The sequence below is a fragment of the Pseudomonas ficuserectae genome, from assembly GCF_024584585.1.
GTDB lineage: Bacteria > Pseudomonadota > Gammaproteobacteria > Pseudomonadales > Pseudomonadaceae > Aquipseudomonas > Aquipseudomonas amygdali.
Genome location: NZ_CP085684.1, coordinates 2,427,611 through 2,453,386, shown reverse-complemented (window position 1 = coordinate 2,453,386; position 25,776 = coordinate 2,427,611). Strand labels below are relative to the sequence as shown.

The 25,776-nt window shown below is 58.6% G+C and carries 21 protein-coding genes; 5 read left to right on the top strand and 16 right to left on the bottom strand.

The window, feature by feature from the left end:
• Positions 1-111: 111 nt before the first annotated feature.
• Positions 112-870, top strand: a complete 759-nt coding sequence (xopAW, locus tag LJU29_RS10790) for a XopAW family type III secretion system calcium-binding effector (protein WP_057424157.1) — start codon at positions 112-114, stop codon at positions 868-870.
• Between the two features lie 45 nt (positions 871-915).
• Here the strand turns inward: xopAW and LJU29_RS10785 are convergent, their stop codons facing one another.
• From LJU29_RS10785 to LJU29_RS10750, 8 genes are all read right to left on the bottom strand, one after another.
• Positions 916-1,965, bottom strand: coding sequence for an AI-2E family transporter (locus tag LJU29_RS10785; RefSeq protein ID WP_257112293.1), 1,050 nt, complete (start codon positions 1,963-1,965; stop codon positions 916-918).
• Between the two features lie 91 nt (positions 1,966-2,056).
• Positions 2,057-2,875, bottom strand: coding sequence for a DUF4892 domain-containing protein (locus LJU29_RS10780; RefSeq protein WP_257112292.1), 819 nt, complete (start codon positions 2,873-2,875; stop codon positions 2,057-2,059).
• A gap of 139 nt (positions 2,876-3,014) precedes the next feature.
• Complete coding sequence (locus LJU29_RS10775; RefSeq protein WP_257112290.1) at positions 3,015-3,869, bottom strand: alpha/beta fold hydrolase; 855 nt, start codon at positions 3,867-3,869, stop codon at positions 3,015-3,017.
• Positions 3,866-4,675: an alpha/beta fold hydrolase gene (locus LJU29_RS10770; protein WP_005753362.1), complete on the bottom strand. Its 810-nt coding sequence runs from the start codon at positions 4,673-4,675 to the stop codon at positions 3,866-3,868. The genes LJU29_RS10775 and LJU29_RS10770 overlap by 4 nt, the downstream gene beginning before the upstream one ends.
• A gap of 119 nt (positions 4,676-4,794) precedes the next feature.
• Complete coding sequence (locus LJU29_RS10765) at positions 4,795-5,238, bottom strand: hotdog fold thioesterase (protein WP_004664705.1); 444 nt, start codon at positions 5,236-5,238, stop codon at positions 4,795-4,797.
• Positions 5,239-5,298: 60 nt separating this feature from the next.
• Entirely contained in the window at positions 5,299-5,754 is a 456-nt protein-coding gene (gene sixA, locus LJU29_RS10760) for a phosphohistidine phosphatase SixA (RefSeq protein ID WP_004658919.1), read from the bottom strand.
• A complete protein-coding gene (locus LJU29_RS10755) occupies positions 5,751-6,095 on the bottom strand; it encodes a DUF4389 domain-containing protein (protein ID WP_004658921.1) in 345 nt (114 codons plus the stop codon). The genes sixA and LJU29_RS10755 overlap by 4 nt, the downstream gene beginning before the upstream one ends.
• Before the next feature lie 25 nt (positions 6,096-6,120).
• Positions 6,121-7,146, bottom strand: coding sequence for an NAD(P)H-dependent glycerol-3-phosphate dehydrogenase (locus LJU29_RS10750; RefSeq protein ID WP_002552991.1), 1,026 nt, complete (start codon positions 7,144-7,146; stop codon positions 6,121-6,123).
• Positions 7,147-7,431: 285 nt separating this feature from the next.
• Here LJU29_RS10750 and LJU29_RS10745 point away from each other — a divergent pair, with 285 nt between their 5' ends.
• From LJU29_RS10745 to fabB, 3 genes are all read left to right on the top strand, one after another.
• Positions 7,432-9,369: an ATP-binding protein gene (locus LJU29_RS10745; protein ID WP_057452849.1), complete on the top strand. Its 1,938-nt coding sequence runs from the start codon at positions 7,432-7,434 to the stop codon at positions 9,367-9,369.
• Positions 9,370-9,573: 204 nt separating this feature from the next.
• On the top strand, positions 9,574-10,089 hold the full coding sequence (gene fabA / locus LJU29_RS10740) for a 3-hydroxyacyl-[acyl-carrier-protein] dehydratase FabA (RefSeq protein WP_002552989.1): 516 nt from the start codon (positions 9,574-9,576) through the stop codon (positions 10,087-10,089).
• 10 nt (positions 10,090-10,099) lie between these two features.
• The gene (gene fabB / locus LJU29_RS10735) at positions 10,100-11,323 is read left to right on the top strand and encodes a beta-ketoacyl-ACP synthase I (RefSeq protein ID WP_002552988.1); all 1,224 of its coding nucleotides are present in this window, start codon (positions 10,100-10,102) and stop codon (positions 11,321-11,323) included.
• Positions 11,324-12,523: 1,200 nt separating this feature from the next.
• Here the strand turns inward: fabB and LJU29_RS10730 are convergent.
• Positions 12,524-13,252 (bottom strand): dienelactone hydrolase family protein, encoded by a 729-nt coding sequence (locus LJU29_RS10730; protein ID WP_004664702.1) that lies wholly within the window; start codon positions 13,250-13,252, stop codon positions 12,524-12,526.
• A 90-nt stretch (positions 13,253-13,342) separates the two neighbouring features.
• Positions 13,343-15,250, bottom strand: a complete 1,908-nt coding sequence (htpG, locus tag LJU29_RS10725) for a molecular chaperone HtpG (protein ID WP_054076485.1) — start codon at positions 15,248-15,250, stop codon at positions 13,343-13,345.
• Positions 15,251-15,563: 313 nt separating this feature from the next.
• Here htpG and LJU29_RS10720 point away from each other — a divergent pair, with 313 nt between their 5' ends.
• Positions 15,564-15,824: a lipoprotein gene (locus tag LJU29_RS10720; protein ID WP_002552985.1), complete on the top strand. Its 261-nt coding sequence runs from the start codon at positions 15,564-15,566 to the stop codon at positions 15,822-15,824.
• Positions 15,825-15,931: 107 nt separating this feature from the next.
• Here the strand turns inward: LJU29_RS10720 and brnQ are convergent, their stop codons facing one another.
• The 6 genes from brnQ to LJU29_RS10690 all read right to left on the bottom strand — a co-directional run bounded on the left by brnQ (position 15,932) and on the right by LJU29_RS10690 (position 25,627).
• Complete coding sequence (gene brnQ / locus LJU29_RS10715) at positions 15,932-17,245, bottom strand: branched-chain amino acid transport system II carrier protein (protein WP_257112287.1); 1,314 nt, start codon at positions 17,243-17,245, stop codon at positions 15,932-15,934.
• Positions 17,246-17,616: 371 nt separating this feature from the next.
• Complete coding sequence (gene sucD, locus LJU29_RS10710; RefSeq protein ID WP_004664700.1) at positions 17,617-18,498, bottom strand: succinate--CoA ligase subunit alpha; 882 nt, start codon at positions 18,496-18,498, stop codon at positions 17,617-17,619.
• A complete protein-coding gene (gene sucC / locus LJU29_RS10705; RefSeq protein ID WP_257112286.1) occupies positions 18,498-19,664 on the bottom strand; it encodes an ADP-forming succinate--CoA ligase subunit beta in 1,167 nt (388 codons plus the stop codon). Before sucC ends, sucD begins: the two co-directional genes overlap by 1 nt.
• 208 nt (positions 19,665-19,872) lie before the next feature.
• Positions 19,873-21,309 carry a dihydrolipoyl dehydrogenase gene (gene lpdA / locus LJU29_RS10700; protein ID WP_002552980.1) on the bottom strand — a complete coding sequence of 479 codons (1,437 nt, stop codon included), beginning with the start codon at positions 21,307-21,309 and terminating at the stop codon, positions 19,873-19,875.
• A gap of 170 nt (positions 21,310-21,479) precedes the next feature.
• Positions 21,480-22,754 carry a 2-oxoglutarate dehydrogenase complex dihydrolipoyllysine-residue succinyltransferase gene (gene odhB / locus LJU29_RS10695; RefSeq protein WP_257112285.1) on the bottom strand — a complete coding sequence of 425 codons (1,275 nt, stop codon included), beginning with the start codon at positions 22,752-22,754 and terminating at the stop codon, positions 21,480-21,482.
• A gap of 41 nt (positions 22,755-22,795) precedes the next feature.
• Positions 22,796-25,627, bottom strand: a complete 2,832-nt coding sequence (locus tag LJU29_RS10690) for a 2-oxoglutarate dehydrogenase E1 component (RefSeq protein WP_004658941.1) — start codon at positions 25,625-25,627, stop codon at positions 22,796-22,798.
• Positions 25,628-25,776: the final 149 nt, after the last annotated feature.

The window sequence follows — 25,776 nt, the reverse complement described above, 5'->3', positions numbered from 1 at the left end:
TTCTGTATCACACTGCGTACAAAGCTTAAATCTCCAGGACAACTGACGCCCCGAGCCTCCAAAGGCCGGTACACCGCTACCGGACACATTTATCTCAGGGGAGTGAGACTCATGATCAACGGGATCAGCAGCAGCTTTTCCAGCTACACCAGCTCGACCAGTGCCACCGCCAGCACCAACAGCAAGAAGTTTCAGGAAGAGTTGCTGGCAAAACTGGACACCGATGGCGACGGCAGCATCGGCAAGGATGGGCTGAGCTCGGCCTTGTCGTCGAACAGCAAGGACGGCATTACTGTCAGCCTGAGCAAGGCGTTCAGCGATCTGGACAGCAATGACGATGACAGCCTGGATGCCGATGAGCTGGCCGCCATGACACCGCCACCGCCGCCACCCATGCAGTCGGTCGATGAGCAGGCAGAAGACCTGTTCGGCTCGCTGGACAGCGATGGCGATGGCGCGATCAGCAGCGACGAGCTGACCACCGGCCTGAGCAATGCGGGCAGCACGGCGAACAGCAACCAGGTGTTCGATGCACTGGACACTGACGAAGACGGCACAGTCAGCCTTGAAGAGCTGGTCGCCGGTATGCAACCGCAACAGCCTCCTGCCGGTATGCCGCCTGCGCAAATGAGCACCTCCGGCAGCACTGACGGCGCCAGCCTGTTCAGTACCCTCGACAGCGATAGCAACGACAGTATCAGCGCCTCCGAGTTGTCGGCCGCGTTGAAACAGAGTGACAACACCATTGATCAGGGCAACACCAACCAGATTGCCACTCAGGCCTTGAACAAGATGATCGCCGCACTCAGCGAAAAATATGACACCCAGAGCAGTAAGCCAGTCGGTAAGTACCTGAACACCGCTGCGTAAAGTGACGCTCCGCCGCCCGTCCTGGTGCGGCGGAAACTTTCGCCGTCAGCGGCTGCTGCGGGCACGCTCGCTGCCGACCCAGTCGGTCAGCAGGCTATAGGCTACCGCCAGCAGGGTCGGGCCGATGAACAGGCCGATGAAGCCGAACGCCAGCAATCCGCCGAACACACCCAACAAGACAATCACCAGCGGCAGATTGCCGCCCCTGCTGATCAGGTATGGCTTAAGCACGTTGTCCACGCCACTGATGATGAATATCCCCCAGATGCCCAGAAATATCGCCATGCCGTACTCGCCCTGCCAGACCAGCCAGGCAGTGGCAGGCAGCCAGACCAGGGGCGGGCCCATCGGAATCAGACTGAACAGAAAAGTCAGAATACCCAGCACCAACGCGCCGGGAATGCCCGCGATCAGGAAGCCGATCAGCGCCAGTACCGCCTGGGCCGCTGCCGTGCCGATCACCCCGTTGACGACACGCTGTACCGTACCCGCGACCAGATCCAGATAATACTGGGCGCGATCACCGATCAGACGCTCCAGCAGGCTGAGCACGAATGCGGCCAAGCGCGGACCGTCCCTGTAAAAGAAGAAGGCAAAGACGATGCTCAGGGTCAGTTCCAGAATCCCGCTGCCAATCTGCGCACTGCGTGCCAGCACCCAGTTACCGACCTGACCCAGATACGGTTTGAGCGTCGCCATGAACGCCGCGCCTTGCTGATCGATGGTGGTCCACAGCGCTACCAGTCGTTCGCCCACCAGCGGAATACCCGCCAGCCACTGCGGTGGATCGGGCAAGCCGTCGACCTGAATATCCTTGATCAGGCCTGTAGCGTCACGCACATGGTCGGCGAGATTGAAACCCAGCCATACCAGCGGCGCCGCGACCAGCAGCATCCAGCACAGGCACATCACCAGCGCGGCCAACGACTCACGGCCCTTGAACCAACGAGTCAGCAAACGCATCAGCGGCCAGCTGGCAAACGCCAGCACCGCGCCCCAGATCAGTGCCGACCAGAAAGGTGCCATCACCCAGAGGCAGGCACCGAATAGCGCGAGCAGCAGAATCTGCACCAGTAAACGATCATTGTTGAACATGCGGCATCCACGAATAGGCTCGGAGGTCACGAGCATAAGGCTGAACAAGGCTGACGTCAGCCATTGTTCGCCATAACCTTACGCATCAGGGTTAGCGGATGACCTCGATCACCAGCCCCTGGCTATCGGCAGCGCCCGCTTCCAGACGCGCAGCGCGCACGCCCTTGGCCACCAGAGCGTCGCGCCATGCACTTGCACCCGGGCCGGAGACGGTTGCGCGCAGCGTGCTGTCCAGATTCAGACCGCGGGAAATCAGCGTGACCCAGGCTTCCTGTGGCTCGCCACCCAGCTTGGGCAGTTCCAGCTTGCCCGTGCTTTTCAGTTGGCGCAACAACGTGGCCGAGGTTGGCAGCAGTTCGCCCAGCGGCGCAGCCGATTCAAACTGCTCGACATGCAAGTAAGCCCTACGGTTGCCGCGGGTGATGCTGTATAGCGCGACGAGGGTTTCGCTCCGGGGCTCGGCCAGACGCAACAGCAGGTAGGCCTGCCGGTCGTCCGCGCCATACAGCTTGGCATTGCCGAACACCTCGTTGGCCCACAGACTGCTTTCTCCGCAATCACACGCCTGACACCAGAACAGCAATTCTGCACCCTGCTGCTGCAAGGCTTCACGAGCGGCGGTAAAGGCGTCGTCGGATGCATGTTCGGCAGGTAGTTGATAGGTAACCGACGTCAGAGTGCCGCGTGCACTGATCTGGCCGTCGAAACGCAACTGACCGCTGATCTTGCGGATCGAGCCCATCGGGTAGACACGCTCAAGCTCGGCGGCAGGACGATAGTCTACGATTTCGGTATCGGTCAGACGGGGCAAAATCTCCAGATCACGACTGCCCGGCGCATCGGCAGCGAAAAGGACAGCGCTGAACAGCGACATGCACAACGCCGCAACGGGAACACTTGATAAACGCATGAGTGCTCTCATCGGCAGGCAAGCAGGGGGCGAGAATAAAAAAGATCGCCGACAAGGCGGTCGCGAGAGGCTGCGGATTGATCCATCACGGTTGACTCCTGTTTCAACCCGCTCAGCGTCGGCAGTTGCCGGTCTCAAGTCAAGAAGCAGCGAAAAAGCGATTGATACAGTGTGCAACAGAACGTGCTCCCTGCTCATCGTTCGGGTGCAAATGATGCCCGCCGGCCAGCCGTTCGACGTCAAAGGGTAGCGCTGACAGCAGCTCCTGCCTTTGCGCCAGCATGCCATCGGAGGCAACCACCAATTGCGTCGGGCAACGAATGCCGTGAACGAATGCCATGGCCTGTTGATCCGTGAAGCGTATTGCGGAGGGTAAGGTCAGGCGGCTGTCGCTGCGCCAGGTGTAACCGCCCGGCACCGGCATCAAACCCCGCTGAGCCAGAAGCTCAGCCGCCTCGCGACTGACCGCCACCACGCCTTTCATTCGCGCCTGAATGGCTCGATCCTGATCCTGATAAACCGGTTTTTTCTTGTTCGCCAGTTCGAGTTGCGCCTGCATGGCGGCACCCATTCGCTCGGCGGCGGATTCGGCCTTGCCCGTCAATGGCAGCAGACCGTCGATCAGCGCCAGGCGCGTGACCCGCTCGGGTAGCGAGCTTGCCAGCAACACAGAGATGATCGCGCCCAGCGAGTGCCCCAACAGGGCAAAGCGCTGCCAGCCAAGTTGCTCGGCGACGCGCAGCACGTCGAATGCATAATCAGCCAGTGCATAGGACGAGCCTGCCGGTCGGTGATCAGAATGACCGTGCCCCGCCAGGTCCAGCGCCACGACCTGTAGCCCCTCAAGACGTGGTGCGAGCCGGGCGAAACTGTTGGCGTTGTCGAGCCAGCCGTGCAGCGCGATAACCGGCTGACCGTCCTTGGGGCCGTACAGATGAGCCGCCAGCTCGATATGCCCCAGGCTCAGGCGCACTTCCTCCACCGCAAGCGTCATGCACTGGCCCTGGAGGCGCTGCGGGCGTTCCAGCGAGCAAACAGCGTCTTGAGCAGCGACGCCGTTTCATACGGTCGTTCAAGTGGAAACATGTGCCCTCCGGGCATGGACAGGTATTCGCCTTCGCGCATGCGTCGGGCAAGGTAACCATGATGAGGCATGATCACCCGGCTGTGTTGGCCACGCACCATGGCCAGCGGTACCTTGAGCTGCCGCGATGGTATTGGGCTGGTGTGAGGAATGCTGCGGTAAATACTGATTTCCGTCGCCGGGTCAAAGCGCAGACGCAACTGCTCGCCATCCTGCTGCAGGCCGTGTTCAAGGTAAGCGGTCAGGCAGTCGGGATCGAAACGGCGAAACAGGGTCTTGCTGGCAAAATAGGTGCGGGCTGCGTCCAGATCGGCAAATGCCTCGCGACGGCCCAGTGTGCGGCCCGCTGGCGTGATGCGGTCAATGAAGCCCAGACGTTTGGCTGCGCGGATGAACAACTGATCAGCCAGACCCAGCACCGGCGAATCCAGCATCACCACGCCACGGTAAAGCTGCGGACAGCGCAGCGCGGCATGCAGGTGCAGAACCCCGCCCAGCGAGTGCCCCACACCCCATACCGGGCCGGGCTGCTCACGCAGATGATGGATCAGCTCATCGACCAGGTTCAGCCAGTTGTCATCCACCGGAAAGCGCGGGTCGTGAGCATGCTGATCAAGGTGCGTGACGGCATATTCCGGTGCCAGCGCGCAGAACAGCTTTCCATAGGTAGCCGATGGAAAACCGTTGGCGTGAGCGAAGAACACGGGCTGCGACATACCGATACTTCCAGAGGCCGTACGAGCCGCAATTGTGCGCAGCCGCTTCAAGCAACAGCAATGACTGGAACTGCCATCGCAGATGGCACTCCGGCCATCCACAAATCAGGCGCATGAACTCAGCGGGCAGGCGGCTCCTGGCCATGTGGCACAACCGCCACGGTCAGACGCGATATGCAGCTGAGCTTGCCTTCTTCGGTGCTGATGCGGATGTCCCATACATGGGTGGTGCGGCCGATGTGCACGGGACGTACAACACCGGTTACACGTCCGGTACGCACGCCGCGCAGATGGTTGGCGTTGACCTCGAGCCCGACGCAAAAATACTTGCTCGGGTCGACAATCAGGTAGCTGGCCATCGACCCTAGAGACTCGGCCAGCACCACGGATGCACCGCCATGCAGCAGCCCGAAAGGCTGATGGGTACGCTGATCGACGACCATGCTGGCCGTCAGGGAATCGTCCGTGAACGATTCGAAGCGGATATCCAGTACCTCGCCAATAGTGTTTTTCTGAGCCGCCATAAGGGCTTCGATATCAGGAGCCTGACGCCATACACTCATGTTAAATCCTTTTTCAAAGTGGGCCGCGTTCGCGGTAGTTCATTGCTCGAACAGACCGTTTCAAACGTGTCGAACGCTGTTGAGCTGCATTGCGCCAGCCAGCACGAACTCGCCTTCCAGCTCGGCCAGACTGGCGGTACTCATAGGCTCGGCCTGCTGCGGACTGCCGTGAGCCAGCACGCCGATCAATTCGCCCACCAAGGGTTGATGACTGACCAGCAGCACTTCATCGACGCCCAGCTTGTCCAGCTGGAGCAACACCTCACGCGGGCTGCTGTCCGGCGTCAGCCAGGGCACCGTCACGACCGGGTCATTGAACCCCAGCGACTGACGTACCAGCTCGGCAGTCTGCTGTGCACGAACATAGGGGCTGGCGATGATCCGCTGCACCGACTTGTCACTCAGATGCACTGCACTTTTGAGCACTTCTTCACGCCCGTGTGCCGTAAGCTCGCGTTCGGCATCACTGCGCGCCCGCGACTGCGCTTCGCCGTGACGCAATACCCAGACCTTCACAGTTTTGGCTCTTCGTCACGCACCGGATGCGGCGCTGGCGGAACATGATGAGCCGCCTCGCCTTCAGGGGCGCGCGGCGCTGGCCAGTCGGCGAAGGGCCAGGGCTTATGGTCGCTGTGAAACGTCCCGAAACGACCAATCTGGGCCAGGTACTGGCTGACACTGTCGCCGAAATTCATCAGGCCGCCATTCGGTGCGCCATAGATAAGGCGATAAACCAATTGCACCAGCACTACGCCCGCCAGAATGATCTGTGCAACGTGCCATACACCCAGAAACAGCAGCATCCACAGAATGCGCAGCAGGATCGATTCGTTATGCTGGATTTTCGACTCGTTCAAGACGTTCTCCCTGATCGGAATGAGTTCAATTAAAGCCGGTAATCGAAATGAAATCGACGTCCGTCTTGGGCTCGGCACGCATCAACGCCTCGATGACCTGACTGAGCGTACGGCCTTCAAAAAGAATCGCATGCAGCCCGGCGACCAACGGCATATAGACCTGAACCTCCTGCGCTTTGACCTTGAGCACCTTGAGCGTGTTCACGCCCTCGGCTACTTCGCCCAGACGAGTGACCGCCTCCTCCAGCGTCAGCCCCTGGCCCAGCGCAAACCCGACCTGATAATTGCGACTTTTGGGTGAGGAGCAGGTGACGATCAGATCGCCCACCCCGGCCAGGCCGAGAAAGGTCATCGGGTTGGCACCCTGACTGACCGCAAAACGGGTCATTTCGGCCAACGCCCGGGTGATCAGCATGCTCTTGGTGTTTTCGCCCATGTCCAGCGCTACGGCCATGCCAGCGATAATTGCGTAGACGTTCTTCAATGCCCCACCCAGCTCTACACCAAACCGGTCGTTGCTGGCATAGACCCGAAAAGTACGACCATGCAGCGCGGCCTGGACCTGCTGACACAGCGCCTCGTCTTCGCTGGCAACCACGGTGGCGGTCAACGCATGCTCGGCGATCTCCCGGGCCAGGTTGGGCCCGGACAATACGCCGATACGCGCCTGCGGAACGATCTCTTCGAGGATCTGGCTCATCAATTTGAAGCTCTGCGCTTCAATACCTTTGGTCAGGCTGACCAGCATCTTGCCGTTCAGGCGCTCGACATGGGGCGAGAGTACCGCGCGCAGTGCGCTTGAAGGCAGAGCGACGAAAATCAGCTCGCAGGCCTCAAGCGTGGCGGTGATGTCGGTTACCGGCTCGACTTCGGGCCGAACCTTGATGCCCTTGAGATAACGGGGGTTCTCACGGTTGACGCGAATCGCCTGCGCCTGCTCCGGATCACGCATCCACTGGAGAACCTGATGGCCGTTCTCGGCCAGCAGATTTGCAATGGCAGTGCCGAAGCTGCCACCACCAAGAACCGCGACTGGTTGCTGTGTGGTCATAAAACTATCCATCCAGAGCCATGCAAGTGGCGATGCCAGCATTATACGGAGCGCCGCGGTATCGGCCAGCAACAAAGCTGATCTGTCGAGCATGCAGGGCGGCATGCGACAACAAGTTCGCTGGAAACGCGCGCTATCTCGGTTAACATGCGTGCACAGCATGAATTATCGAGACACCCGGCACTGCGCTGCACAGCCGGACCGGGTCGCGACCAACGGGCGAACAGGCATGGACGCATCAATCGAGTCACCAGCGCAAAGCATTGCGCGCAAGGCACGCAGCCGATGAAATTTCGGCACTGGGATATCAATACCCGCACTCAGATCATCAGCCTGGGCCCTGCCCTGTTGTTGACGGCTCTGCTGATCAGTTTTTTCACCTTCGTGCGTATTCAGGACTTGCGTCAGGAGCTCAATCACACCGGGCAGCTCATCGCCAATCAATTGGCTATGGCCGTCGAACCGGGTGTGGCGACAGGCGATATCGACGGGTTGAAGGCGTTGATGCGCGCCACCCTGTCCATGCCCAGCGTTCGCTATGTAGAGATTCAGGACAGCTCCAATACGGCCATGATCTATATAGATCAGCCCCGCGAAAACGAGCAGTTGGTACGGCAGATGGAAATATTCCAGGCCTCTGTCTACCCACAGCGCGCAAAGGCTAACAGTCACCCCGCCACGTCGCCCAAAGGCAATCGCCAGGCACCTGAAAATACGTCGCAGAGCTATCTGGGACGAGTATTGGTCGGGATGTCCAATGAAGCCTTCAGTCGACGGCAACAGGAAATATTGCTCAAGGCCGGTGTTCTGGCGCTGGGCGCGTTGCTGTTCGCTTTTTTGCTGGCCCGCGGCCTGGCCTTGAGCCTGTCAAGACCCGTCAAGGAAATGGGCGAAGCCCTCAAGGCGATTCAGCAGGGCGACTACCATGTGCCCCTGCCGGTCAGCGACGATGCCGAGTTAGGCGCACTGGCGCGGCACATCAACAATCTGGCAGAGAACCTGCACCGCACCAGCCTTGAACAGCAGCGCTCGGTGGCGCAGTTGATCCAGACACGTGAGGAAGCCGAACAGGCCAACCGCGCCAAGTCGGATTTTCTGGCAATGATGAGTCACGAGTTGCGAACCCCCATGAACGGCGTACTGGGCATGCTGCAACTGATGGAAACCACGCGCATGACCGCTGAGCAAAGCGAGTATGCGACGCTGGCGACCGAGTCAACCGAGCATCTGCTACGGGTCATCAACGACATTCTCGATTTTTCCCGCATTGAACGCGATGCCCTGCAAATGGAAGGCATAGCGTTCAATCTGGCCGAACTGGTCAGTGCCTCGACCCACGCGTTCAACCACAGCGCGCTGCAACGCGAGCTGCTACTGGAACTGCATATTCAGCCTGGACTGGACACAGTGACCGTCACAGGCGACCCGACCCGGATCAGGCAGATCCTGGTGAATCTGATCGGCAACGCACTTAAATTTACCGAGCAAGGCAAGGTCAGCGTTGTCGCCCAATGGGCGATGCTCGACAATGACCAACTGCACTTTACCTGTGCAGTGCATGACAGCGGCATTGGTATCGACGCCGAGCGACTGGAGTCGATGTTCGATGCGTTCAAACAGGCCGACAGCTCGATTTCCAGGCGCTACGGCGGCACGGGGTTGGGACTGCCGATTGCCCGTACCCTTGCCGAACGCATGGGCGGCACATTGCGTGCCGAGAGCCAGGAGGGTTCAGGCTCTGTGTTCACGCTGCAAATCCCGCTGCCCGTTTCACGCGATGTTTCAGTGGATATCGCCAAGCCGCTGTCTGTACTCGATGCACATGGCAAGGAGCGCAGCATATTGCTGGTCGAGGACAACCCGGTGAATCGCACCGTGGTTCAGGCCATGTTGCGTAATCTGGGTTGCAAAGTCGACGTGGCGGTGGACGGCGCCGAAGCGGTGATGAAGGCAAGTGCGGGAAACCACGCACTGATTCTTATGGATTGCCGACTGCCGGTCATGGACGGCTATGAAGCCACGCGTCGAATCAGGCAACTTTCCGGCCTGGAACGAATCCCAATCATTGCCCTGACTGCCAATGCACTGCAGGGTGATCGGGACGCGTGTTTACAGGCAGGTATGGATGATTACCTGGCTAAACCTTTCAAACACGCTGATTTACAGCAGGTTTTACACCGCTGGCTGCCCTTTGACGCACCTGTGACTGGCGATAAATGTTAAATTGCGGCAGTCTTGGCACGCAAATCAGCCAGCAAAATCGGCTGAATGACAAAATTCAGTGAACAGGTGTACCTTGATTTCCACCTGAGCTGTGACTTTCATTACAACGCAACAGTCTATGAGTAGGCTGCCGGACAGGGTCCTGGCGAATTGGTACGACAGGACCAGCGTTCTAGCCAGTGACGCCACTATTGAGGAGCTCGCATGACCAAACAACACGCCTTTACCCGGGAAGACCTGCTGCGCTGCAGTCGTGGCGAGCTGTTCGGCCCAGGTAATGCGCAACTGCCCGCCCCCAACATGCTGATGGTCGATCGCATCACACACATCAGCGACGAAGGTGGCAAGTTCAGCAAGGGTGAATTGGTCGCCGAACTGGATATCAACCCGGACCTGTGGTTTTTTGCCTGCCACTTTGAAGGTGATCCGGTGATGCCTGGATGCCTGGGCCTTGACGCCATGTGGCAACTGGTTGGTTTCTATCTTGGCTGGCAGGGCAACCCCGGCCGTGGCCGCGCCCTGGGCTCGGGCGAGGTGAAGTTTTTCGGTCAGGTGCTGCCTACCGCCAAAAAAGTCACCTACAACATTCATATCAAACGCGTCCTGAAAGGCAAACTGAACCTGGCCATCGCCGACGGCTCAGTGAGTGTCGACGGTCGCGAAATCTATACCGCCGAAGGCCTTCGGGTCGGCGTGTTTACTTCCACTGAAAATTTCTAAGGGTACTCGCATGCGCCGCGTCGTTATCACTGGTCTGGGTATTGTTTCCTGCTTGGGCAATGACAAAGAGACCGTCACCGCTAACCTGCGTGCTAACCGCCCTGGCATCCGCTTCAACCCGGAATATGCCGAAATGGGTCTGCGCAGCCAGGTTTCCGGCTCCATCGACCTGAATCTGGAAGAACTGATCGATCGCAAGATCTTTCGCTTCGTCGGTCATGCGGCAGCTTATGCCTACCTGGCGATGAAAGACGCAATCACTGATTCGGGTCTTACCGAGGAACAGGTTTCCAACGTGCGTACCGGCCTGATCGCTGGCAGCGGCGGCGCATCGACCCTGAACCAGATGGAAGCGCTGGATACCCTGCGCGAAAAAGGCGTCAAGCGCGTCGGTCCTTACCGTGTCACGCGGACCATGGGCAGCACCGTTTCGGCCTGTCTGGCCACGCCGTTCAAGATCAAGGGCGTGAACTACTCCATTTCGTCCGCCTGCGCCACCAGTGCTCACTGCATCGGCAACGCTGTCGAGCAGATCCAGCTGGGCAAACAGGACATCGTCTTTGCCGGTGGCGGCGAAGAAGAGCACTGGAGCCAGTCGTTCCTGTTCGATGCAATGGGCGCACTGTCCACTCAGTACAACGAGACGCCGGAAAAAGCCTCCCGCGCTTACGACGCCAAGCGTGACGGTTTCGTCATTGCCGGTGGCGGCGGCATGGTCGTTGTCGAAGAGCTGGAACACGCTCTGGCACGCGGCGCTAAAATCTATGCCGAAATCGTCGGCTACGGTGCTACATCCGACGGCTATGACATGGTTGCGCCAAGCGGTGAAGGTGCAATTCGCTGCATGCAGATGGCCCTGGGTGATATCAACTCCGGCGACATTGACTACATCAACACCCACGGCACCTCGACTCCGGTCGGCGACGCCAAGGAAATGGAAGGCGTGCGCGAAGTATTCGGCGCCAAAGCTCCGGCGATCAGCTCCACCAAGAGCCTGTCGGGCCACTCCCTGGGTGCCGCCGGTGTTCACGAAGCGATCTATTGCCTGCTGATGATGGAAAACAACTTCATCGCAGGCTCGGCGAACATCGACGAACTGGACCCGGTAGTTGCCGACATGCCGATCCTGCTCAAGACGCGTGAAGATGCGAAGCTTGACCTGGTCATGAGCAACAGCTTCGGTTTCGGTGGCACCAACGCTACGCTGGTGTTGAAGCGCTGGGCAGGCAAGTAATACTGCTTTTGCGACAAACAAAAAAAGGCGCCTTTCGAGGCGCCTTTTTTATGAGTCGGGCAAAGTAGCTAGTGTTCTCCGGCATGCCCAGGCGGAGAATGGGCACGATGATGCTCTCCGGTGTACCTACAATCTTCAGAACACCTCTCGTTCCTCACGCTCCGGCGTGGGAATGCAGTTCACGACGCTCTGCGTCGAAAGAGGACGCAGAGCGTCCAGACCGGCATGCCCACGCGGAGCATGGGCACGATAGTGTTCTTCGGTACATCTGCAGGAACGATAAATCTTCAGAACACCGCTCGTTCCTCACGCTCCAGCGTGGGAATGCAGTTCACGACGCTCTGCGTCGCAAGAGGACGCAGAGCGTCCAGACCGGCATGCCCACGCGGAGCATGGGCACGATGATGCTCTGCGGTGTGCCTGCAGGAACGATAAATCTTCAGAACACCGCTCGTTCCTCACGCTCTGCGTGGGAATGCATTTCACGACGCTCTGCGTCGCAAGAGGACGCAGAGCGTCCAGACCGGCATGCCCACGCGGAGCATGGGCACGATAGTGTTCTTCGGTACATCTGCAGGAACGATAAATCTTCAGAACACCGCTCGTTCCTCACGCTCTGCGTGGGAATGCAGTTCACGACGCTCTGCGTCGCAAGAGGACGCAGAGCGTCCAGACCGGCATGCCCACGCGGAGCATGGGCACGATAGTGTTCTTCGGTACATCTGCAGGAACGATAAATCTTCAGAACACCGCTCGTTCCTCACGCTCCAGCGTGGGAATGCAGTTCACGACGCTCTGCGTCGCAAGAGGACGCAGAGCGTCCAGACCGGCATGCCCACGCGGAGCATGGGCACGATGATGCTCTGCGGTGTGCCTGCAGGAACGATAAATCTTCAGAACACCGCTCGTTCCTCACGCTCTGCGTGGGAATGCATTTCACGACGCTCTGCGTCGCAAGAGGACGCAGAGCGTCCAGACCGGCATGCCCACGCGGAGCATGGGCACGATGATGCTCTGCGGTGTGCCTGCAGGAACGATAAATCTTCAGAACACCGCTCGTCCCTCACGCTCCAGCGTGGGAATGCAGTTCACGACGCTCTGCGTCGAAAGAGGACGCAGAGCGTCCAGACCGGCATGCCCACGCGGAGCATGGGCACGATAGTGTTCCTCTGCACGCCCTAGGGGACGATAGGTGTTCCTTCAGCCGAACACTTCGCTCAACAAATCATGCATCGACTTGAACGCACGGCTCGACACTTTGGCGTCGTACATCATCATGCCGGGAACATTGGCGTGCGGGTCGGTGAAGGAATGGAATGCCCCACCGTAACTGTGCAACTGCCAGTCCACACCAGCGGCGTTCATTTCCTCTTCAAAAGCAGGTAACTGCTCTTTTGGCACCAGCGGGTCCGACGCGCCGTGGAGAACCAGCACCGAGCCCTTGATGTTCTTCGCATCAGCCGGGTTGGGCGTGTCCAGCGTGCCGTGGAACGAAATGGCAGCCTTCAGCTCGGCCCCGGTACGCGCGAGCTCCAGCGAGCAGCAGCCACCAAAGCAGAAACCGAATGTTGCGATCTTGCTTGAGTCCAGAGACACATCCGCCTGGCTCAACAACTGGTCGAGGCCTGCTTGCATACGCTTGCGCAACAACGCGCGATCGTCCTTGAGCGGCATCATGGCAGCGCCCGCCTCGTCATTGTTACTCGGGCGAATCTGCTGACCGTAAAGGTCAGCCAGCAGCACCACATAGCCCTTCGCAGCGACCGCTTTGGCGATATCTTCAGCGCCCTGACTGACACCCATCCAGTTAGGCGCCATCAGCAACCCTGGCTGTGCAGCGCTAGCTTTCGGGTCGTACGCAAGACGGCTTTCATAAGTCTGGCCATCGATCTGATAGACCACAGAACGAATTTCAATGTTGCTGCTCATTACTGACTCCTGATCGTTAGGGAGATGAAAAACGTGTCGCGGGAACTGAAACAAAAAACCCGCCGAGGCGGGTTTCTTGTCAACCGGCTATCAAACCGACAGTTCTACCAACAGCTTGTTCAGACGACGCACATACGCAGCTGGATCCTTGAGGCTGTCACCGGCGGCCAGCGCCGCCTGATCGAACAGGATGTGCGACAGATCGCCGAAGCGCTCTTCGCTCTGCTCGGCATCCAGTTTGCCGATCAACGGGTGAGCCGGGTTGAATTCGAAGATTGGCTTGGAGTCCGGAACCTTCTGACCGCTGGCTTCCAGAATCTGACGCATCTGCAGCCCCATGTCCTGCTCGCCAATGGCCAGAATCGCAGGCGAATCGGTCAGACGATGGGAAACACGCACTTCGCTTACAGACTCACCCAGCGCAGCTTTCAGACGCTCGATCAGGCCCTCTTTGTCCTTGGCGATCTCTTCCTGAGCCTTCTTGTCCTCTTCGGAGTCAAGATTGCCCAGATCAAGGTCGCCACGCGCCACATCCACAAAGCCCTTGCTGTCGAAATCGCTCAGGTAGCTCATCAGCCACTCGTCGATACGGTCGGTCAGCAGCAGCACTTCGATGCCTTTCTTGCGGAAGACTTCAAGGTGCGGGCTGTTCTTGACCTGTGCGTAGGATTCGCCAGTGAGGTAGTAAATCTTGTCCTGACCTTCCTTGGCACGCGCCAGGTACTCGGCCAGAGAAACGCTCTGTTCACCGCTGTCGTCGGACGTCGATGCGAAACGCAGCAGACCGGCGATTTTTTCCTTGTTGGCGAAGTCTTCTGCCGGACCTTCCTTGAGGACCTGGCCGAAGTTTTTCCAGAAACCCTTGTACTGCTCGGGTTCGTTTTTCGCCAGCTTCTCTAGCATGTCCAGCACGCGCTTGGTCAACGCCGACTTCATCGAGTCGATGATCGGGTCTTTCTGCAGGATTTCGCGGGAAACGTTCAGCGACAGGTCATTGGAGTCGACCACGCCCTTGACGAAGCGCATGTACAGCGGCAGGAACGACTCGGCCTGATCCATGACGAAGACGCGCTGCACATAGAGCTTCAGGCCGCGCGGTGCTTCGCGCTGATACAGATCGAACGGCGCACGCGCAGGCACGTACAGCAGCGACGTGTACTCTAGCTTGCCTTCGACCTTGTTATGGCTCCAGCTCAGCGGGTTCTCGTAATCGTGCGCGACGTGCTTGTAGAACTCCTGATATTCCTCATCCTTCACCTCGGTGCGCGGACGGGTCCAGAGGGCGCTGGCGCGGTTGACGGTTTCCCACTCCAGCGCCGGTGCCTCCTCGCCTTCGGCTGCCGGAGCCTGCTCTTTGGGCAGCTCGATCGGCAAGGCGATATGGTCGGAGTATTTCTTGATGATGTTACGCAGGCGGTAGCCGTCAGCGAATTCCTCTTCACCGTTTTTCAGGTGCAGAACAATACGGGTGCCACGATCAGCCTTGTCGACGGTGGCGACTTCGAACTCGCCTTCGCCCTTGGAGGACCAGTGCACGCCTTCATTCGCTGGCGTGCCGGCACGACGGCTGAACACTTCGACCTGATCGGCAACGATGAATGCCGAATAGAAACCCACGCCGAACTGACCGATCAGGTGCGAGTCCTTCTTCTGGTCGCCCGACAGGTTTTTCATGAAATCAGCGGTGCCGGACTTGGCGATCGTGCCCAGGTGGGTGATCACGTCTTCACGGCTCATACCGATGCCGTTGTCTTCAAGCGTAACGGTCTTCGCGTCCTTGTCGAAGCTCACACGAATTTTCAGCTCGGCGCCGCCTTCCAGCAACTCCGGCTTGGACAACGCTTCAAAACGCAATTTGTCGACCGCGTCAGACGCGTTCGAGATCAATTCGCGAAGGAAAATTTCCTTGTTGGAATACAGCGAATGGATCATGAGGTGCAGCAGTTGCTTTACCTCGGTCTGGAAGCCCAGGGTTTCCTTTTGAGTTTCCACACTCATAATCATCAAACTCCGATCTGGATGGTATAAGCCGTCACGATCAGGCATAAGCCCGTGTGACAGCGGGTAGTCATCAAGGTGGGGGCTGGGTCAGGGATTTCAAGAGCCAATGATGCGCGGAGCGTGTTTCATGCGCCGGATACCGCACGCATTGCGTTGGTGGGTGCTCGCCAGAACTGTCCGCAATCGGCACAGCGCTATCGGCCTGTAACGACCGCGAAACAACGGCCTCCGATATTGTCATCACGGGTGGAACTTAACTCATGACGGCAGGCTCTTAGCCTCGTGAACACTCAATAAGGAGAAACACCCCATGCGTAAATCTTTAGCCTATGCCTTGATGCTTTCTGCCACCCTGGGCCTTGCCGCCTGTGACAAAAAGTCCGAAAACACTCAGCAAGATGCCAACAAGGCAGCTCAGCAGTCCCAGGAGTCGATGGAAAAGGCTCAGGAAAAAGTGAATGACGCGGCGAAGGAAAGCCAGGAAGCCGCTCAGAAGAACGCTGAAGCCGCTCAGCAGCGTACCAATGAGAACGCCAACAAAGCGCCAGAAGCAGCGCCAGCCACCAAGTAAGGCTGAAACGCTTACAGAACTAAAAAAGCCCGCTTAAAGCGGGCTTTTTCATTTAACTCGTTTCACTTGGCACGTAACGTCAGTTCGACATTCATCGTGTACCGACTTCAAACCAGCGCCTCGCTGCGCTTGCCCATGAGCCTGTCAACGGCTACAGCGCCCGCCAGCGTGATTACCGAGGGCACCAGCCATGCCAGGCCTTGATCACTCAGCGGCAGACTGGTCAGCACACCCGGCAGATAGTCAGTAAAACCGGCACCCTTCAGCGCGTCGATCAGGCCAAAGATGAGCGATACCAGCATCACCGGTGCAACAACCCGTCCCTGGCTCTGCCAGAGGCCTTTGCAGAAGCTCAGCGCCACCAGCACGATGCACGGTGGATAGATAGCGGTGAGTACCGGAATCGAAAACTGGATCAGCTTGGTCAGCCCCAGATTGGATACCAGCAGCGAGAACACCGCCAGGATGATCACTAGCGTCCGGTAGGACAGCGGCAGCACCTTGGCAAAGTATTCAGCACAGGCACAGGTCAGGCCTACCGCAGTCACCAGACACGCCAATGAAATCAGCACGGCGAGAAAACCGCTGCCCAATGAACCGAAGGTGTGCTGCACGTAGGCATGCAGAACCGCCGCGCCGTTGCTTGCGCCTGCCGCGACCGCATGGCTGCCGGAACCCAGGCGAAACAGGCTGACATACACCAGCGCCAGCCCGACACCGGCAATGAGCCCGGCAATGATCGCGTAGCGCGTGATCAGACGTGGTGACTCGACACCACGAGAGCGAATGGCATTGACGATGACAATCCCGAAGACCAGCGCCCCAAGGGTGTCCATGGTCAGATATCCATTGATGAAACCCTGGGAAAACGGCGCAGTGGCATAGGCGGGCTCAGCCTCGCCTATTCCGCCTGCGGGTAATGCGAATGCCGCGATCCCCAATACTGCAAGGGCGATAATCTTGAGCGGTGCCAAAAAGCGCCCGACCGTGTCGAGCAAGCGCCCCGGATACAACGAAACCCAGAACACCACCAGAAAATACGCCAGGCTGTAGAGGAACAACGCGACTGGAGTGTCACCGGTCAGAGGTGCCAGGCCGACTTCAAACGAGACGGTCGCGGTACGCGGGGTCGCGAACAGCGGGCCGACCGCCAGATAGCAGACGGCTGCGAGCGCCCCGCCGGCAATCTTGCCGATCGGGCTGCTCAGGGCATCCATTGCCCCCCCTACCCTGGCCAGAGCAATCACCGTAACGACCGGCAGCCCGACCGCCGTGACCAGAAAGCCCAGCGCCGCCATCCAGACATGTGGTCCGGCCTGCAGGCCGACAATAGGAGGGAAGATAATGTTGCCAGCCCCGACAAACAGGGCAAATGTCATAAAACCGAGTGCCAGGATGTCCTGGCCTTTCAACACTTTCATTACGAGGGACCACACGGAATCGAAATAAGGGATGGGACGTCACCCATGAATGGGGCAGACGCAGCCCGTCGGCGTAAGACGTGGCAGTACCTTGCGAAACGCCCCTCGTGAGGGCAACGCAAAAACGGCGGACAGGGTAGCCAACTTCGACCGAAAATGCACTGTCTCAGGGCGCGCCAGCCGACGACGCACCGTTTGTTGGCGGATGGAAAGCCCCAGACAGTTGGAAATGCCGGCAATGAGAGGTCCTGGTGAACCAGACCGGGTAAGGCGAACCTTTTCAGGCGCCCAAACAAAAGCCACCCGAAGGTGGCTTTTGTCGATTGCTCGAATCAGGCAAGCGAGCTTACCTGATCAGCAAACAGTGAAGCTTACTTGGTTGGCCAGCCAGTCAGCTCGGCAAGGGCCTTGCCGATATCTGCCAGGGAGCGCACGGTTTTTACACCAGCGTCCTGCAGTGCAGCGAATTTCTCGTCTGCAGTACCTTTACCACCCGAGATGATTGCACCGGCATGGCCCATGCGCTTGCCCGGAGGAGCAGTCACACCAGCAATGTAGGAAACAACCGGCTTGGTCACGTGTGCCTTGATGTAGGCAGCCGCTTCTTCTTCAGCCGAACCGCCGATCTCGCCGATCATGACGATCGCTTCGGTCTTCGGGTCTTCCTGGAACAGCTTCAGGATGTCGATGAAGTTCGAACCAGGGATCGGGTCACCACCGATACCTACACAGGTGGACTGACCGAAACCGGCGTCAGTGGTCTGCTTCACTGCTTCGTAGGTCAGGGTGCCGGAACGCGACACGATGCCTACCTTGCCTGGCAAGTGAATGTGACCTGGCATGATGCCGATCTTGCACTCGCCCGGAGTGATGACGCCTGGGCAGTTAGGACCGATCAGGATCACACCCAGCTCGTCGCACTTGACCTTGGCTTCCAGCATGTCGATGGTCGGGATGCCTTCGGTGATGCAGACGATCAGCTTGATGCCGCCGAACGCTGCTTCAAGGATGGAATCCTTGCAGAAAGGAGCCGGAACATAGATGACGCTGGCAGTAGCGCCAGTGGTGTCTACGGCTTCTTTCACAGTGTTGAACACTGGCAGGTTCAGGTGCGTGGTGCCGCCCTTGCCTGGAGTCACGCCGCCAACCATTTTGGTGCCGTAGGCAATGGCTTGCTCGGAGTGGAAGGTACCTTGCGAACCAGTGAAACCCTGGCAGATAACCTTGGTGTCTTTATTGATCAGGACGCTCATTACTTGCCCTCCGCGGCTTTGACAACTTGTTGAGCAGCGTCGGTCAGGCTGGTCGCAGCGATGATGTTCAAACCGCTTTCTGCCAGTACTTTAGCGCCCAGTTCAGCGTTGTTACCTTCAAGGCGAACAACAACCGGGATTTTCACGCCGACTTCTTTCACTGCACCGATGATGCCTTCGGCAATCATGTCGCAACGAACGATGCCGCCGAAGATGTTGACCAGTACTGCGGCGACGTTGGTGTCGGACAGGATGATCTTGAACGCCTCGGTAACGCGCTCCTTGGTGGCACCACCGCCAACGTCAAGGAAGTTTGCAGGCTTGCCGCCATGCAGGTTGACGATGTCCATGGTACCCATGGCCAGGCCAGCACCGTTGACCATGCAGCCGATGTTGCCTTCCAGCGCTACGTAGTTCAGTTCGAACTTGGCAGCGTGAGCTTCGCGAGGATCGTCCTGCGAAGGATCGTGGAAGCCCTTCAGCTTTGGCTGACGGTACATGGCGTTGGCGTCGATGTTGATCTTCGCGTCCAGGCAGTGCAGATCGCCGTCAGCCTTGATCACCAGCGGGTTCACTTCCAGCAGGGCCAGGTCATGGTCCTGGAACAGCTTGGCCAGACCGGTGAAGATCTTGGCGAACTGAGTGACCTGCTTGCCCTCCAGACCCAGCTGGAATGCCAGATCGCGGCCCTGGAACGGCTGAGCGCCGACCAGTGGGTCGATCGTGGCCTTGAGAATCTTTTCAGGAGTGTCGTGAGCGATCTTCTCGATGTCCACGCCACCTTCGGTGGAAGCCATGAACACGATACGACGGCTGGAACGATCGACCACAGCGCCCAGATACAGCTCTTTGGCGATGTCGGTGCACGATTCGACCAGGATCTTGGTCACTGGCTGACCGTTGGCGTCAGTCTGGTAAGTCACCAGGCGCTTGCCCAACCACTGTTGAGCGAACGCTGCAGCGTCTTCCTTGCTGCGAACCAGCTTTACGCCGCCCGCTTTACCGCGACCACCTGCGTGAACCTGGGCTTTGACGACCCACTCGGTTCCGCAGATCTTGTCGCAGGCTTCTGCTGCTGCTTCCGGGGTGTCTACCGCGTAACCCTTGGATACTGGCAGGCCGTACTCAGCGAACAGCTGCTTACCCTGATACTCGTGAAGATTCATGCTTATTACCGTCTTCGTTTAGGTACTGCGCATTCGGTGCTGCACGTCAGCGTGCCGCACCACCTGTGACCGCTACTCCGGGTGGACTCCGCAAGTGCCGTGGGACACTCATGGAGCCGCCTGAGAGGTCGAGTCCGGCGCAGATTCCGCGGTAAGCCCTGCTTGCAAGGCCAACGACGGGCACTGCGCCGTGGTTTCTCTTGTTGTCTTAGCGTTTCTTGCGATTCTGGATATGGATGGCGCCGCCATTCACAGCCAGTGCAGCTTCATGCAGCGCTTCGGACAGGGTCGGGTGCGAGAAGACCATCATGCCGATGTCTTCTGCGCTGCTGCCGAATTCCATCGCGATTGCGCCCTGCTGTACCAGTTCGGCAGCACTTGGACCAATAACGTGAACACCCAGTACGCGGTCAGTCTTGGCGTCGGCAATGATCTTGACGAAGCCGCCGGTGTCATTGGCTGCCATGGCACGGCCACTGGCTGCGAACGGGAACGTACCGACATTGACTTCAACGCCCTCGGCCTTGAGCGTCTGCTCGGTCTTGCCGACCCAGGCGATTTCCGGGTGGGTGTAGATAACCGACGGGATCAGGTTGTAGTTCATCTGAGCCTTGTGGCCCTTGATGCGCTCGACAACCATGATGCCTTCTTCCGACGCCTTGTGTGCCAGCATCAGGCCACGCACCACGTCACCGATGGCGTATACGCCAGGAACGCTGGTGGTGCAGTAGTCGTCAACGTAGATGAAACCGCGCTCGTCCAGATCAACGCCGCTGTCCGATGCCAGCAGGTCAGTGGTCACTGGACGACGGCCAACGGCAACGATCAGACGATCAAAGGTAATCGACTGCTCGCCAGCGGCGTCGGTGTAGCTGACCACCACTTCTTCGCCATCGACCTTGGAACCGGTCACGCGAGCGCCCAGCTTGATGTCCAGACCTTGCTTGGTGAAGGTTTTCAGCGCTTCCTTGGAAACTGCTTCGTCGGCCGCCGGAATGAACTTGTCCAGTGCTTCCAGAACAGTGACCTGGGCGCCAAGGCGAGCCCATACAGAGCCCAGCTCCAGACCGATCACGCCAGCGCCGATGACGCCCAGACGCTGTGGAACCTGTTGGAATTCCAGAGCGCCGGTCGAATCGACGATGACTTTCTGGTCAACCGGAGCTGGCGGGATGTCGATAGGACGCGAGCCCGAAGCCAGAATCACATGGTCAGCTTCGATGATTTCAACGGTGCCGTCGGCAGCCGTCAGCTCGACCTTCTTGCCAGCCAGCAGTTTGCCGTGGCCTTGCAGAGTGGTCACGCCATTGGCTTTGAACAGGCTGGCAACGCCGCCGGTCAGGCCTTTGACGATAGTCGACTTGCGACCGATCATGGCCGGCACATCGATATTCACTTCAGATGTCGAGATGCCGTGCACGCTGAAGCCGTTCTTGGCTTCATAGAACTTCCAGGAGCTGTCGAGCAGCGCCTTGGAAGGAATGCAACCAACGTTGAGGCAGGTACCACCGAGGGCCAGTTTGCCCTCCTTGTCCTGGTACTTCTCGATGCAGGCAGTCTTGAGACCAAGTTGCGCAGCCTTGATGGCGGCAACATAACCGCCAGGGCCTGCGCCAATCACTACCACGTCGAATTTCTGGGACATAACAAAGAGTTCCTCTTTAGCTGCGAGCTTTTAGCTGCAAGCTGCAAGTCGATCCGCGATCAGGCAAAAACGACTTGCGACCTATTAATCAGGTGAAACACACCAGCCCCGGCTGCACGCCTTATCGCTTCTGACTTGAAGCTTGAAGCTTGCAACCACGGGCTGCCTCATCAGATATCCAGCAACAGACGAGCCGGATCTTCCAGCAGGTTCTTGATGGTCACGAGGAAGGTTACCGCTTCCTTGCCGTCAATCAAACGGTGATCGTACGACAATGCCAGATACATCATCGGACGAATCACTACCTGACCGTTGACTGCCATCGGGCGCTGAAGAATGTTGTGCATGCCCAGAATTGCAGCCTGTGGCGGGTTGACGATCGGCGTCGACATCATCGAACCGAAAGTACCACCATTAGTGATCGTGAAGGTGCCACCGGTCATCTCGTCGATGGACAGTTTGCCATCACGGGCCTTCTTGCCGAAGGTGGCAATGCCGCCTTCAATTTCAGCCAGGCTCATGTGCTCGGCGTTACGCAGAACCGGTACAACCAGACCACGGTCGCTGGATACTGCAACACCGACGTCGGCGTAACCGTGGTAGACGATGTCGGAGCCGTCGATCGACGCGTTGACAGCCGGGAAGCGTTTCAACGCCTCGGTAGCAGCCTTGACGAAGAACGACATGAAGCCCAGACGCACGCCGTTGTGCGACTTCTCGAACAGGTCCTTGTACTTCGAACGCAGTGCCATGACTTCGGTCATGTCGACTTCGTTGAACGTGGTCAGCATGGCCATGTTCGACTGGGCTTCGACCAGACGCTTGGCAACGGTTGCACGTACACGAGTCATCGGCACGCGCTTCTCGGTGCGGTCGCCAGCAGCGACAACCGGAGCGGCAGCGGCAGCAGGTTTGGCAGCAGGAGCAGCGGCTGGAGCGGATTTCTTCGCTTCAACGGCAGCGACCACGTCTTCCTTGGTGATACGGCCGTCTTTACCAGTGCCTTTGAGGCTGGCCAGGTTGATACCGTTTTCTTCAGCGAGTTGACGCGCAGCAGGCGCGGCAATCGGGTCTTCTTCGCCAGCGGCAGCCGGTGCAGCGGCGGGTGCCGAGGCAGGCGCAGCAGAGGCAGGCGCAGCGGCGGGTGCCGAGGCAGGCGCAGCAGAGGCAGGCGCAGCAGCAGGTGCTGGAGCAGCAGATGCCGTGGCACCATCATTCAAAGTGCCAAGCACTTCGTTGGAGAGGACGATAGCGCCCTCTTCCTTGGTGATCGAGCCCATCACGCCGTCAGCTTCGGCCAATACTTCCAGAACAACCTTGTCAGTCTCGATATCGACCAGCATCTCGTCCCGTTTTACCGCATCACCCTCTTTTTTGTACCACTTGGAAATGGTGCCATCGGCAACGGATTCCGGGAAAGAGGGGGCTTTGATCTCGATAGCCATTATCTGTAATTCCTTAATTCGGTTTCTAATGCTCGAAGGCGTTAAACAGTGAAGGCATCTTGCAACAGTTTTTCCTGCTGCTCGGCGTGCATCGAAGCGTAACCACAAGCTGGAGCGGCAGAGGCGTCACGACCGGCGTACTCAAGAACGAGTTCACGTTTGTGGTTGCCCATGCTGCGACGCAGATGGTGCTGACTGCTGTACCAGGCACCCTGGTTCATCGGTTCTTCCTGACACCAGACCACATGCTGCAGGTTGGTGTACGGCGCGATGGTTTCCATCAGGTCGTCTTCAGGGAACGGGTACAGCTGCTCGATACGAACGATGGCAATGTCTTCACGCCCTTCGGCACGGCGTTTTTCCAGCAGGTCGTAGTAAACCTTGCCGCTGCACAGCACCAGACGCGTGACCTTGGCCGGATCGAGGGCATCGATTTCCGGAATGACGGTCTGGAACGAGCCTTCGGCCAGATCTTCCAGGGTCGAAACAGCCAGTTTGTGACGCAGCAACGACTTGGGAGTCAGCACGATCAGCGGCTTGCGCAGCGGACGGATGACCTGACGACGCAGCAAATGGTAGATCTGCGCCGGAGTCGTTGGCACGCACACCTGAATGTTGTGCTCGGCACACAATTGCAGATAACGCTCAAGACGTGCCGACGAGTGCTCTGGCCCCTGCCCTTCGTAACCGTGAGGCAACAGCATGGTCAGACCGCACAGACGGCCCCACTTGTGTTCACCGCTGGTGATGAACTGGTCGACAACCACCTGGGCACCGTTGGCGAAGTCGCCGAACTGCGCTTCCCAGATAACCAGTGCATCCGGCTGGGTGGTCGAGTAACCGTATTCGAATGCCAGCACGGCCTCTTCCGAAAGGAACGAGTCGTACAGGTCGAAACGCGGCTGACCGGAGTACAGATTCTGCAGCGGGATATAGGTCCCGGCGTCTTTCTGGTTGTGCAGTACGGCGTGGCGGTGCGAGAACGTACCGCGACCGATGTCCTGCCCTGTCATACGGATCGGGTGACCTTCGAACGCCAGCGTGGCGTATGCCATGGTTTCGGCGTAACCCCAGTTGATCGGCAAGCCACCGGCCTGCATCTTCTGACGGTCTTCGTAGATCTTCTGAACCTGACGCTGCACGACGAAGCCTTCAGGCAGTTCCATCAGCTTGGCGGACAGTTCCTGCAGGGTCTTGAGGTCGAAGCGAGTGTCGTGACGCGCAGTCCAGGCGTGGCCCAGATAAGGACGCCAGTCGACGAACAACTCCTTGTTCGGCTCCTTGACCAGGCTTTTCACTACGTGCAGACCATTGTCCAGCGCGCTGCGGTAATCATCGACCTTGGCCTGAACACGGGCTTCATCGAGAATGCCGGTCTTGATCAGATGCTCGGCATACAGCTCACGGGTGGTGCGCTGCTTGGTGATCTGCTGATACATCAGAGGCTGAGTGCCACTCGGCTCGTCAGCTTCGTTGTGACCACGACGACGGTAGCAGACCAGATCGATCACGATATCGCGCTTGAACTGCATGCGGTAATCGATCGCCAGCTGGGTCACGAACATCACGGCTTCCGGATCATCACCATTTACATGGAGGATCGGCGCCTGGATCATCTTGGCAACGTCGGTGGCGTACTCGGTCGAACGCGAGTCCAGCGGGTTGCTGATGGTGAAGCCCACCTGGTTGTTGATGACGATGTGGATCGTGCCGCCCGTCTTGAAGCCGCGGGTCTGCGACATCTGGAAGGTTTCCATGACCACGCCCTGACCGGCAAAGGCCGCGTCGCCGTGGAGGGAAATCGGCAGAACCTTGTCACCGTTAGGATCGTTGCGACGATCCTGACGCGCACGCACCGACCCCTCGACCACCGGAGAAACGATCTCCAGGTGAGACGGGTTGAATGCCATGGCAAGGTGAACCTCACCGCCTGCGGTCATGACGTTGGAAGAGAAACCCTGGTGATATTTGACGTCACCGGAACCCAGTTCCACTTTTTTCTTGCCTTCGAACTCGTCGAACAGGTCGCGCGGGTTCTTGCCAAAGGTGTTGACCAGTACGTTCAGGCGGCCGCGGTGGGCCATACCGATCACGACTTCCTTGGTGCCATAGGACCCGGAACGCTGAATCAGCTCGTCGAGCATCGGGATCAGGCTTTCGCCACCTTCCAGACCGAAGCGCTTGGTACCCGGATATTTGGTACCCAGATACTTCTCGAGACCTTCGGCTGCGGTGACACGCTCGAGCAGGTGGCTCTGGATATCAGCCGAGAACGCTGGACGGCCGCGAACACTCTCAAGACGCTGCATGAACCAGTTGCGCTGCTCGGAATCCACGATGTGAGTGAACTCGGAGCCGATGGTGCGACAATATGTCTGCTGCAACGCTTCATGAATTTCGCGTAGGCTCGCTTCCTCTTTGCCGATGAACAGGTCGCCGGCACGAAAGGTCGTATCAAGATCGGCATTGGTCAAGCCGTAATGATTGATCGACAGATCCGCAGGCGCAGGGCGCTGCCAAAGGCCCAACGGATCGAGCTGAGCAGCCTGGTGGCCACGCATCCGATACGCCTGGATCAGTCGCAGCACTTCAACCTGCTTCTTCTCGTGCTCGCTGCTCACACTGCCGGCGGACACCGGTTGAGCGCGGCGCTGGTTTTTGGCCAGCAACACGAAATGATCGCGAATAGTCGAGTGCGATACATCAGTGGCAGAGCTGCCGTCTGCTGGCAACTTCTGAAAGTAGGTGCGCCATTCTTCTGGCACAGCGTTAGGGTCGTGCAGGTAAAGCTCATAGAGCTCTTCCACATAGGCAGCGTTACCACCGGATAGGTGGGCACTGTTCCACATGCGCTGCATCACGCTTTCTTGCATGCTTGGTCACCCTCGGTAAGGGGACACCACCGGCGAAGACACCAGAGCAATCCTGAAATAGTCGTGTGCAGCGACTGTATCAAGTCACCAGGGATCACGCAGATAGTCCGGGTACCAGCCCGGATGCCCCTGCTGGTCTCATTTCTTCA